This is a genomic window from Candidatus Andeanibacterium sp., assembly GCF_057143545.1.
The window spans coordinates 22,211-33,237 of sequence record NZ_DBNHSF010000199.1 but is presented as its reverse complement, the minus strand read 5'-3'; the positions used below and the strand labels follow the sequence as shown (position 1 = coordinate 33,237).

At 62.9% G+C, this 11,027-nt stretch carries 11 protein-coding genes; 3 read left to right on the top strand and 8 right to left on the bottom strand.

The genetic code is table 11. The features are described 5' to 3' along the window. The 7 genes from AC16XC_RS11790 to AC16XC_RS11760 all read right to left on the bottom strand — a co-directional run. Window positions 1-551, bottom strand: a 551-nt coding sequence (locus tag AC16XC_RS11790; protein WP_484034851.1) for an MFS transporter, incomplete at its 3' end; no start/stop codon positions are given. A 28-nt stretch (window positions 552-579) separates the two neighbouring features. After that, the gene (locus AC16XC_RS11785; protein ID WP_484034850.1) at window positions 580-1,596 is read right to left on the bottom strand and encodes a methyltransferase; all 1,017 of its coding nucleotides are present in this window, start codon (window positions 1,594-1,596) and stop codon (window positions 580-582) included. Then, window positions 1,593-2,648 (bottom strand): amidohydrolase family protein, encoded by a 1,056-nt coding sequence (locus AC16XC_RS11780; protein ID WP_484034849.1) that lies wholly within the window; start codon window positions 2,646-2,648, stop codon window positions 1,593-1,595. Before AC16XC_RS11780 ends, AC16XC_RS11785 begins: the two co-directional genes overlap by 4 nt. 16 nt (window positions 2,649-2,664) lie before the next feature. Further along, on the bottom strand, window positions 2,665-4,224 hold the full coding sequence (locus AC16XC_RS11775) for an FAD-binding oxidoreductase (protein WP_484034848.1): 1,560 nt from the start codon (window positions 4,222-4,224) through the stop codon (window positions 2,665-2,667). A 43-nt stretch (window positions 4,225-4,267) separates the two neighbouring features. Then, window positions 4,268-5,698 (bottom strand): NAD-dependent succinate-semialdehyde dehydrogenase, encoded by a 1,431-nt coding sequence (locus tag AC16XC_RS11770; protein ID WP_484034847.1) that lies wholly within the window; start codon window positions 5,696-5,698, stop codon window positions 4,268-4,270. Between the two features lie 190 nt (window positions 5,699-5,888). Further along, window positions 5,889-6,662, bottom strand: coding sequence for a nuclear transport factor 2 family protein (locus AC16XC_RS11765; protein ID WP_484034846.1), 774 nt, complete (start codon window positions 6,660-6,662; stop codon window positions 5,889-5,891). A gap of 79 nt (window positions 6,663-6,741) precedes the next feature. Next, window positions 6,742-8,148, bottom strand: a complete 1,407-nt coding sequence (locus AC16XC_RS11760) for an MFS transporter (protein WP_484034845.1) — start codon at window positions 8,146-8,148, stop codon at window positions 6,742-6,744. A gap of 152 nt (window positions 8,149-8,300) precedes the next feature. Here AC16XC_RS11760 and AC16XC_RS11755 point away from each other — a divergent pair, with 152 nt between their 5' ends. The 3 genes from AC16XC_RS11755 to AC16XC_RS11745 are packed head-to-tail and all read left to right on the top strand — an operon-like array spanning window position 8,301 to window position 10,223. Beyond that, entirely contained in the window at window positions 8,301-8,840 is a 540-nt protein-coding gene (locus AC16XC_RS11755) for a nuclear transport factor 2 family protein (protein WP_484034844.1), read from the top strand. Between the two features lie 14 nt (window positions 8,841-8,854). Then, on the top strand, window positions 8,855-9,778 hold the full coding sequence (locus tag AC16XC_RS11750; RefSeq protein ID WP_484034843.1) for an SDR family NAD(P)-dependent oxidoreductase: 924 nt from the start codon (window positions 8,855-8,857) through the stop codon (window positions 9,776-9,778). Window positions 9,779-9,824: 46 nt separating this feature from the next. Next, window positions 9,825-10,223 (top strand): hypothetical protein, encoded by a 399-nt coding sequence (locus AC16XC_RS11745; RefSeq protein WP_484034842.1) that lies wholly within the window; start codon window positions 9,825-9,827, stop codon window positions 10,221-10,223. Between the two features lie 93 nt (window positions 10,224-10,316). Here AC16XC_RS11745 and AC16XC_RS11740 read toward each other — a convergent pair whose 3' ends face one another. Next, the gene (locus AC16XC_RS11740; protein WP_484034853.1) at window positions 10,317-10,940 is read right to left on the bottom strand and encodes a DUF998 domain-containing protein; all 624 of its coding nucleotides are present in this window, start codon (window positions 10,938-10,940) and stop codon (window positions 10,317-10,319) included. Between the last annotated feature and the right edge of the window lie 87 nt (window positions 10,941-11,027).

The window sequence follows — 11,027 nt, the reverse complement described above, 5'->3', positions numbered from 1 at the left end:
CCCGGAGCGCCGCCTGCGGCATAGCGCGTATCCCACCATTCGGCGACGACCCCGCCCAACGTGATCGAAAGGCCCAGGCCCAGTGCGGTTGCGATCCCCATCGCCGCCATCGCGGTGCCGCGTCTTTCGCGCGGAAAGGTATCGAAGATGATCGAATTGGCTGCGGGCTGGGCGGCCGCTTCGCCGACGCCCACACCGAGGCGCGAAACTGCCAGCAACAGGAAACCGGAGGCGAAGGCGGCAAGTCCCGCCGAAAACGACCACGCCGCGATGCAGATCGCCAGCAATTTCGTCCTGATCCAGCCATCGACCAGCCGGCCCAACGGAAGCGAGAACAGCGCGTAGAACAAGGCGAACAAGGTGCCGTAGAGCAGCCCAATCTCGGCATCCCCGATATTCAGGTCTGCGGCGATGCTGGGTGCCAGAATTGCGAGGATCTGCCGGTCGAGCAGGCTCAGCCCCTGGGCCGCCGAGACAAGTGTCAGGGCATACCACCCGGCGCCGCTAACCTTCTTGCCCTGGCTCATGCCTTCCTCGACCGCAGTCGCCATTCACCCTCTCCTCACCCCAAAGCCAAGATCAGGCATTTGGAATCGCCTCGATCACGAAATGGTTGTCGGGGAGCGGTATGGTTTGCGTCAAGGCAAGATTGCCATGCGCCAGGAGCTCCCTGAATTCCTGCTCGGTCCGCTCCTTGCCGCCCCACAGCATCATGGTGAGGTCGCCCTGTGCCGCGATCGCATGGCCGGGCCGCGCTTCGAACCGATCGGGCATGATCTTCTCGATCAGGATCGCCGTGCCGCCAGACTTCGCAGCGGCTTCGCCCACGCGTGCGACGATGTCCCTGGCGTAGGCATCGTTCCAATCGTGCAGGATGTATTTGAGGACATAGCAATCGGCGGTTTCGGGCAATGTCTCGAAGAAGCTTGCCTCGACGTAACGCGCGCGGTCTGCGACGCCTTCCTGTTCGAACAGGCGCAGGGCGCCGTCCCTCGCATGGCCGAGATCGAGCACGCAGCCCCTCGCTTGCGGCGCGGCCTTGAGCAGGGTGGCGAGGACCGCGCCATAGCCGCCGCCGACATCCATGATCGTGCCGAAGCGGGTGAAATCGCAGGCGGAGGAGGCATGGCCCGCGATCCGCCGCGAATTGTCGACCATCGACTGGTTGAACACCGCGGCTGCCTCGGGCTTGTCGGCAAATTCGGCAAAGCCGTCCGGGCCGTGCTTGACGAAATCGGGCGGACGCCCCGTGCGCACGCATTCGGCCAGGGCGGCGAAGGCGGGGGAAAGCTGGGTGCCGACATGCAGCGCCATGCCCCTGAGCGAGTGCGGGCTGTCCGCGCGCAGGCACATGCCCAGCTCGGTCAGCGTGAATGCCCGATCTTCCTCCTCGCACGCAAGGCCAAGCGCGGTCATCGCCCGCAGCAGGCGGGCCAGTGCTTCCGGATCGAGCACGAGCCGGCCGGCGAGCACTTCCGCGCCGGCAGCTTTATCGCCCATGGCGTCGGCAATGCCGAGCTGCGCAGCGGCGGTGACGACATGCGGTTTCCAGTAGGAGCCGATCAGGTCACGCAACTGGTCCTGGGCTTCGCTCACAGCTTGAACCAGCGCTCCGCATTGGTCTGGAAGAACTTCTTCTTCTGCGTGTCGGAGATTTCGAGGTCGTCCATCCAGCGCACTTCGTCGGGCACGTACTGGTAGGGATAATCCATCGCATACATCACGCGATCTTCGCCCATCACCTCGATCATCAGCTTGATCGCCGGCGAGAAGGGCAGGCCGCTGCAGGTCCCGAGCAAATTGTTGCGCATGTAGTGGAACAAGTCATGCTGCAGCGGCTTGAGCCGCGGATAGCGGTTCGAGCGGACCCCCGCCTTATGCATGTAATCGAGCCGATAGAGCCAGAAGGGCAGGCCTTCGCAACCGTGCCCCAGCATCACCTGCAACGCGGGATAGCGATCGAACACGCCGGTCGTGAGCAGCCGCATCGCGTGATAGCTGGTCTCGACCCCGAAGCCGAACACCGCGCCGTCAAGCCCGGCATCGACCATGCCGGCGATCATTTCGTCGGGCGGTGTCTGCGGATGGATATAGAGCGGCAGGTCGAGATCGGCGCAGGCTGCGAGGATCGGGTCGAACTGCTCCTCGTCGAGGTAATGGCCCATCGTGTGGCTGCAGATCTGCACGCCGTGGAAGCCAAGCTCCTCCTTGCCGCGGCGCAGTTCCTGCGCCGACCACTCAGGATCCTGCGGGGCAACCGCGATCATGCCGTAATAGCGATCCGGATAGCGTTCGCAGGCGTCCTTAAGCTCATTGTTCGAATTGTACGCGATCCGCTTGGCTTCCTCCGCATCGGGGAGGAAGTTCACGCCCGGAGCGGTGAGGGCAAGGATCGCCTTGTCGATACCGGTATCGTCCATCGCGCCGATGCGGACTTCGCCCAGGTCGAGCAATCGGTCGCGGATGAATGTCGTGCGTTCCGACGCGCTCGTGCCATAAAAGCCCCACAGCGACATGGTGCCCTTGTCGGCCATGCCTTCTGCAACCATGCGCATGATCGCGTCGAACTGTTCCTGGGTGGCGAAAGCCTCTTCGGTGGCGATGCGGAGATAGCCGCGATCCCCGCCGGTTTCGAGTTGATGGTTCACTGCGTACCCTTCTTGTCTAGCTGCGATAGGCAGCGGGCCAGATGCCCTGCTTGCCGGGTGAAAGAATGCCGTTCGGATCGACCGCGTCCTTGATCAGCTCGGCAAACCGGCGCTGAGCGTGATTGTTGAAATCGTAGAGATCGGCAACCTCGTCCATGAAATCGAGATGGCTGCGATATTCGCCATAGCCCAGCTTTGCCGCCGGACCCAGCATCGCCTTGGTCGCGGCATAGGCCTCGCGGGTCTGGGCCTCGTTCTTGGTGTCGAACACGATCAGCGCGACATGGATCATGCTGCGCCTGCCGACGATGATCGCCGCCGAATAATCGAGATTGCGCTCGTTCAGTACCTTGCGCGTCAGGTCGCGGATCGCAATGCCGTCTTTCCCGGCGATCGGCATGGCGCAGGAAAAGCCGATATGGCCGCCTTCCTCGCCGCCATACCAGCGGGTCATCTGGTCGAGCGCCATCGAGGGGATTCCCGCCTGTACCCGGTGATGCGGGTTCTCGAATTCGGGCAGGCTATGCCCGTCGAATTCCTCGAACACCACGCTGGCGCCGGGAATCGCGGCGAATGCAGTTTCGATCTTCGCGCGGTTGTGCGCGACCACCGGGGCATCGCCCTGCACGGCAAAGCGCATCACCCAGCGCCCGAAGCCGGGCGTGGCGGCAATCCGGTCGATCACCTCTTCGGGGATCGAGTCCGCACCGGTGTACCATTCCTTGCGTTCGCCAAAGGCGCTGGCGGCGCACACCGCATTGATGATCATCGGCTGGTTCGAAATGGTCCCGTCGATCATCAGCGGGCGCAGCACTTCAAGGAAAGTTCCGTAATGCTCCTCGTTGTCGAGCATGAACCAGCCCGGGGCATAGACTTCGGGTGGATGCATCAGCGCCACGCCCAGCTTGGTCACGACGCCGAAATTGGACTGGGTGAAGATTCCGTCCCAACTCGGCCCGGCGCTGTGCGGATAGACCAGCCAATTGTGCGGGTTGGACATTCCGCCCATCCCGGTGCGCAGGATCTCGCCATTGGCCAGGACCACCTCCATCCCGCAATGATGGCCGAAATGGTCGCCGATCGGGGTATAGCCCACCCCGTGTTCGAGCGCGTTGCCGATCACGCTGCCGCCGCCGAGATCGGGGACCGACATCCACAGCTTCGAGCCGATCGCGCGCAAATGATCGTAGAGGTCGAAGAACCGCACGCCGGGTTCGCCCAGCGCCATGCAGTTCTGTTCGTCCACTTCGAGCACGCGGTTCATGCGACGCAACGACATAGCGAAACTGCCCGAAACGCGCGGCGCGCCGCCGCCATAGCCCTTGTTGCGGCCCTGGCTGCTGGTCCAGACCGGGGTACGGTGTTCATTGGCAATGCGCAGGATGGCCTGCACTTCCTCGACCGTGGACGGCATCAGCACCGCACCGGGCCTGTACCATTCGCCGGGCGGGCCGAACGGATCGCCATGGTCGGCCATCCGGGCCTCGTCGATCAGGACATGCTCGGTGCCCAATGCTGCCTGCATGTCCTTGATCGCGGAATCGAGGGTCCCCGAGGAAAGGGTCCGATCGACCATATTTTGCTCTCCCGCTGGCGAGGGCCTGATTGCCCTTCTGCCGCTAACCTTCGTGGACTGCCTTTGTCACCATGCAGGCCATCACGCCTTCCATCCCGTCTTCCTTGCCGTGGCCGGACCATTTGACCCCGCCGAAGGGCGCATCCGCCGCGCCGATCATGTGGGTGTTGATCCCGACCATCCCGGCCTCGATTTCGCGGGCGAGGCGCTGTTGGCGCTTGCTGTCGCCGGTCCAGGCATAGGCGGCGAGTCCATAGGGCAGGCGGTTGGCTTCGGCGATCATCGCTTCCTCGTCCTTGAACGGGTTGATGATCGCGACCGGGCCGAACGGTTCCTCGTTCATGATCTCGGCATCGAGCGGGACCTCGGACAGGACCGAAGGCTTGTAGAAATAGCCCTGGTTGCCGATCCGCTCGCCGCCGGTGTGAAGCGTCGCGCCCTTGTCCTTGGCATCGGCAATGAACCGGTCCATCGCTTCGGGCCTGCGGGGATTGGCCATCGGGCCCATCTGGACGCCGTCGTCGAGCCCATTGCCCACCTTCACCGCGGCGGCGCGTTCGGCAAAGCCCTTGCGGAACCTGTCGAAGATGTCCTCCTGGACGATGAAGCGGGTCGGCGAGACGCAGACCTGCCCGCAATTGCGGAACTTGCCGCCGACCGCGGTTTCGAGCGCCCGGTCGAAATCGGCATCGTCGAACACCAGCACCGGGCCGTGTCCGCCAAGCTCCATCGTGGTCACCTTCATGTCTTCGGCCGCGAGTTTCGCGAGGTGCTTGCCGACCACGGTCGAGCCGGTGAAGGAGAGCTTGCGCACGATCGGCGAAGCCAGCAGGTGGCGGCTCACTTCGTCGGGCACGCCGAACACCGCCTGCGCCACTTCCTTGGGCAGGCCCGCGTCATATAGCGCCTGGAGGATGCCGAGCGCCGAGGCCGGAGTTTCCTCGGCCGATTTGAGGATCACCGAACAGCCCGCCGCGACCGGCGCGCCGAGCTTGCGGCCCGGATTGCCGAGCGGGAAATTCCACGGCGCAAAGGCCGCGACGACGCCGACCGGCTCGTGCCGCACGGTCGAGCGCATGCCTTCGGGGCGGACCAGTTCGCGCCCGTAATTGCGCTGGCATTCGCCGGCATAGAAAGCGAACAGGTGCGCCACCATCATCACTTCGATGCGGCTTTCGGCGAGCGGCTTGCCCTGTTCCATGGTGGCGATCCGGGCGAGTTGCTCCTGCCGGTCCTCGAGCAGCTTGGCCGCGCCCGAAAGCACCGCGGCGCGCTGGGCGGCCGGGGCCCTGCGCCAGATCTGGAAGCCCCTGGCAGCGGTTTCGAGCGCGCGATCGAGATCACCCGCTTCAGCTAGCGGCAATTCGCCGATCGTCTCGCCGGTCACGGGATTGACCACCGGGAAGGTCCGCCGGCCGCCGCCGGAAACCTTCTCGCCGTCGATCACCATATGGAGGGAGGGATATTGGGTCATTGGTTCTCCTTCCCCTCGCCCTTGGTGGGAGAGGGATACGAAGCCTTGGCGCCTTGGGCGCCTAGGCGAAGTTGGGTGAGGGTGATCGGGAAGTCCGTACGGTGGTCGAGATCACCCTCATCCAGCTCCGACTAAACTCGCTTCGCTCGTTAAGTCTGCACATCCTTCTCCCATCAAGGGAGAAGGAATATCAAGCCTCAGCCTTCGCCTTCGCTGCCCGTTCCGCCTCGCGCTCCGCATCGCGTTTGGCGTCGCCTTCCCACCGGCTCGCGACCATTTCCTCGCCGGTGATCGGATGCTTCATGTGGAACGGCAGCAGCTTGTGCGTCGGCCATAGCCAGAAATTGTCATACAGCTCGTCAGGCCCCGCGGGATCCTCGGGATAGAGCTTGGTCATGAACGGCACATATTCGGGATCGGTATAGGCCCAGCCCTTGTCGAAATCGGCGTGCCAGTGCGGGAAGTAGTTGAGCAGCTTGATCCGCCACTTGCCGTCATCGCCCTTGGTGTAGACGTTCTCGTAGAGCCCGCCTTCCCACCACTGGCGCACGCCGAGGCCGGCGGCTTCGTCGGTATAATCCTTGTGGCGCCCGGCCTGCATGGTGCTGCGGCCGCGCAGCCGCGCGGTCTTGCCGTCGGGATCGATATCGATGATCGTCTGGATCTGCGGATGGTCGAGCAGGAAACCGTCGACCGGCCCGTTATTGTCATGCGTGAAGCGCTTGCGGAAGCGCTCGATATAGAGCCGCTTCACGCCCGCCTTGCCCTTGAAGACGCCGCCGAAGAAGCGCACTTCGCAATCGTCGGCGAACAGGTCCACCACTTGGTCGTACATGCATTTGTCGATCAGATAGCCGTAGAGATACTGGAGCTTTTTCACGTCGAGCTCGTCCTCGCGGACGGTCAGGCGCTTCTCCAGTTCTTCGACCTTGGCTTCGAGCGCGGCAACGCGATCATCGGACATGCGAGTCTCTCCCAATTTGTATGCTTTGCTTACAAATTGCGCAGCATATGGCTGGAGTCAACGCCGGATTGGCGCCGGGTTACATTCCCATCGCTTCGAGCCGCTCGACTTCCTCGCGATAGGGCTTGATCCCGCGCCACATGAAGAAGGTGGCGAGCGGCAGGAAGACCATGGCGGTGGCCAGGATCGCCTTCCAGATCACTTCACCGAAGATGAACGTGCTGACGAAGCCGATCACCATCGGGCCGAGCGCGCCGAAGAAGGTGAACATGAAGAGATAGAATGCAGTCACCTGGCCGCGCATTTCATTGGGGGCAATCCGCTGGATCGCGGCGTTCTGCGCCGGAGCACCGGCAAGTCCGAAGAAGGCGGCGAGTGCCATGCAGGCCAGCGCCAGTTCGCCGGTCGGCATCAGCGGCATGGCGATGGTCACGACCGTGGTGCAGGTGAAGATGATCGCAGTCGCGCGGATATTGGCGTCCTTGTAGCGCTTGCCCATCCAGGTGACGAAGGCGCCGCCGACCGCGATCCCCGCGAGCATGGCAACCAGCAACATCGTGCCAAGCACGTCGCCGATCTGGGCGACGTCCCAGTCATAGGTTCGCGTCATGAAGGGCACGCGGAACTGCGGCAGGCCCTGGCTTTCGAGCGCGGACATCGCGAGCGCAGCGAACAGCGGATAGAACACCGCGCCGCGATTGTTGATCGCCAGGATCGCATCGAAGCCCATGAAGGAGAGTGCCTTGCGCCAGAACGGCGCGCTCTTGGGCACCAGCTGGCTCGCTTCGGGCGGGCTACGCCGCGGCGGTTCCTTGACGGTCAGCCAGATCAATCCGGCAAGCAAGCCCGGCGCACCGACGATGATCAGCACCAGCTGCCAGCTGAAAATCTCCAAGCCGAGGAAACTGACCGTTTCGCCGAGCGTATCGGTCCACGCGATCAACCGCCCGCCGAGGATATTGCCGAACGAATTGCCGAGGATGAAGCCTAGCTGCAACAATGCGAAGACCAGCGGGATCCTGATTGGCCGGAAATAGTCGACCAGGATCGAATAGGAGCCGGGGCCGTTGGCCGATGAACTGGCGCCGACGAACAGCCGGGTCCCGACCAGCTGGCCCAGATTCTGCGCCAGCCCGCCCAACGCCATGATCGTGCCGAGCGCGGCAATGCTGATGCCGAGCACGTATTTGCGTGCGTAGATATCGACCAGCCGCGCGAGCGGAATGCCAACGATGACATAGGCGACCACGGTTACCGGTCCCAGCAGCAGCCCGAGCGTGGCATCGGAAATGCCGAAGCTGATCTTCATATGCTCGGCCAAGAGGCCGAAGGCGGTCTGGTCGAGGAACGTAATGAAAGTGGCGAAAATTACCGCGAAGAGAGCATAGGCACCGGCTTTTTGCGAAGGCCAGGGCATATCCTTGGCGTAAGCCGCCCGATCTTCCACGGCTGCCTGCATTTCCCCTGCGTTCGGCGCTATCGCCATGAACCATCCCTCCCATTAGGCTGGTCCCTCTCGCGCGGAGACTCGCCGGAATTGTCTTGGACAATTTGTAAGTGCCAAATACAAAAAGGCGAGAGAAAACTGACAGCTGCCGCAATCGGCCCGCCGGTCGGCATGGGAGAGGATGGAGATCTATGGCGAACGGCAATGAAGGCCAACCAAGCTATGCGGACGATCGCGCCGCGATCGAAGACCTGATGGCGCGCTATCTGTTCGCGATGGACTGGAACGATTTCGATACCTACGCCGATACCTTCACCGAAGACGGCACGCTCGAATTCGCGCGCGGGGCGGTGACCGGGCGCGACAATATCCGCGCTGCGGCGAAAGGCTTCAAGGAAGCGGTGGCCGGGATCTATACCGATGTCGACGGCAACCCGGCGATCCTGCGCCACGTGTTGTGCCATTCGGTTATCCGGGTCGAGGGCGACAAGGCCTGGCACACTGGCTTCTGGTTCGAAACCGCCAATGACGGGCCGCGCGTGCCCGATGGCAGCCGCTTCACGCCGACGCTCGGGACCTTCGGCATCTACGAGGACGAACTGGTGCGGGTCGATGGCGAATGGAAATTCCATTACCGCAATATCCGCAACGAGTTCCTGGCCGGGCGCGAATCGCCCAAGGTCAATCCGGTGTTGCTGATGGACGAGAAGGCGCGGCGCGCGCGCGACTGAGGAGAAGGATTTCAATGCTCGATTTTGCAGGCCGCACGGCCTTCGTCACCGGCGGCGCCAACGGCGTGGGCATCGGCATCGTCCGCAATCTGCTCAACGAAGGGGCCAGGGTCGCGATCGCCGATATCCGCCAGGACGCGATCGACGCGGCGCTGGCGACGCTCGACAACCGCGAAGTGATGGGCGTGCAGCTCAATGTCATGGACCGCGCAGGGTTCAAGGCCGCGGCCGACAAGGTCGAGGCGCAATTCGGCCCGGTCAGCCTGCTGTTCAACAATGCCGGGATCAACCTGTTTCAGACGATCGAGGATTCGTCCTACGACGATTGGGACTGGGTGCTCGGCGTCAACCTGCATGGCGTGATCAACGGGGTCCAGACCTTCGCCCGCCGGATGAAGGAGCGGGTCGAGGCGGGCGCGCAGGCCGGCGGCCATATCTGCAACACCGCGAGCATGGCGAGCTTCATCGCCGGCGGCGCTCCGGGAATCTACAACACCGCCAAATTCGCGGTGCGCGGCCTCAGCTATTCGCTGCGCCACTCGATGCTCAATTACGGGATCGGGGTCTCGGTCGTGCATCCCGGGCTGGTCAAGAGCGTGATCTATGCCAGCGACGATGTCCGGCCCGACAACCTCAAGGGCGAAATGAAACCGGTCAACCGCGAGGCGGTCGAACGGCTGGCGGGCATCCACGAATACGGGATGGAGCCAGACATTATCGGCCAGCGCATCCTTGAAGGTTGCCGCGAGAATCGCGCCAACATCTTCACCCATCCCGACCACAAGGACGAGCTGCGCGAGATGTTCGACGAGATCATCGCCGATTATCGCGACTATCCCGAAGATCCCGGTTTCGACAAGCGGATCGCCTTCGAGAAGATGCGGCGCGATAGTTTCGCCGAGACCCGCCGCAAGGCGCGCGACCTCTACAAGAGCTGATACCCGTAAAGGCGGCGGACAGGCTGGCCGTGCCATTGGATCCGCGATGAGAATCGGTCTTGCCCCGCTGGCCTTCGCGCTCGCGCTCGTTTCGTTCGGCCCGGCGGCCGCGCAGGAATCTGCGGACCCCGAAAAGCTGAGTCTTGAGCAAAACATGCTGCTGCGCTGTTCGGCGGCCTTCGCGCTGGTTGCTGCCAGGCAGGAGCAGGGCGACGAGGCTTTCGCGCATTATCCGGCAATGGACGTGCGCGGGAAGGAATATTTCGTCCAGGCGGGGGCCCGGCTGATGGACGAGCTGGGCTGGAGCGAGGAGATTCTCGCCGCCCGGATGCAGGGCGCGGTGGTGCAACTGGTCGAAGAAGGCGATGCCTCGGGCGACAGGATGCGGCATCTCGACGACGTAATGGGGCCTTGCCTGCTATCGCTCGATGCTTCGGGGATTTAGCCGGGAGTCATATGCGGCTTGCGTGGGAAGCGGACGGTAATGGTGCACCCGGAAGGGAGGCAGCAGATGCAACAATCAGCTACTTCCATCAGTTCAGGTTGACCTGCCGTCGTGTCTTGAACGCAACAATGTGACGGCGAACACAATCAACCAGATCATGAAGCCGTAAATGCTGATGCGTTCCCATATCCCCATCATCGGTGTTGGCAGGTTTGACGACATTCTTGGCCCATCCAATCCCGTCAATGCGCCAAAGCCGAGGACCAGGACAAGCGTGATGAACGAATACAGCCGAAACTTCTTGCCTGCGGTGTGAGCGCCAAAGCCAAGGATGAGTAGGATAAGAAGGACGTCGAAGCTCGCGAGCACGATGTGCATGATGTCGGTAAGACTTCCGCCACCGGCCTCCAAGACGGCCCGCTGATGCATAGGGGCGAAAGGCCCCAGTAGGTCGATCGCGCCTATCGCGACAATCAGTCCGCCTGTGGTCCGCAGAGATCGCTGTTCAGAGGCGACTCGTAGGACGCCCCAACCGAAGAAGAGCATCAGGATGCTGTAGGTAAGGCTTCTAGCTAAGACGAACGGCCTCGTCGGAGCCCCAACCGCAAACGTCTCGCTTACGGTTTGGTCAGTGATGCTATATCCGTCCCAAGCCACGGCCGCGGTCAGGTCGGTGGCAATGTAGAGTCCCCCCGCGATTGCCCCGCATGCCAGCATCCTTCGCGTAGTGACCTTCACCAGCATCAACCTCTGTAGCGGAGAAATGAGATGTTCACACTTCATCTCGGACTAAGCCGCATTGTC

Coding starts and splice junctions, on each gene's coding strand:
- AC16XC_RS11775 (WP_484034848.1), bottom strand. CDS start 4,224: ATGGTCGATCGGACCCTTTCCTCGGGGACCCTCGATTCCGCGATCAAG.
- AC16XC_RS11770 (WP_484034847.1), bottom strand. CDS start 5,698: ATGACCCAATATCCCTCCCTCCATATGGTGATCGACGGCGAGAAGGTT.
- AC16XC_RS11765 (WP_484034846.1), bottom strand. CDS start 6,662: ATGTCCGATGATCGCGTTGCCGCGCTCGAAGCCAAGGTCGAAGAACTG.
- AC16XC_RS11760 (WP_484034845.1), bottom strand. CDS start 8,148: ATGGCGATAGCGCCGAACGCAGGGGAAATGCAGGCAGCCGTGGAAGAT.
- AC16XC_RS11755 (WP_484034844.1), top strand. CDS start 8,301: ATGGCGAACGGCAATGAAGGCCAACCAAGCTATGCGGACGATCGCGCC.
- AC16XC_RS11750 (WP_484034843.1), top strand. CDS start 8,855: ATGCTCGATTTTGCAGGCCGCACGGCCTTCGTCACCGGCGGCGCCAAC.
- AC16XC_RS11745 (WP_484034842.1), top strand. CDS start 9,825: ATGAGAATCGGTCTTGCCCCGCTGGCCTTCGCGCTCGCGCTCGTTTCG.
- AC16XC_RS11740 (WP_484034853.1), bottom strand. CDS start 10,940: ATGCTGGCATGCGGGGCAATCGCGGGGGGACTCTACATTGCCACCGAC.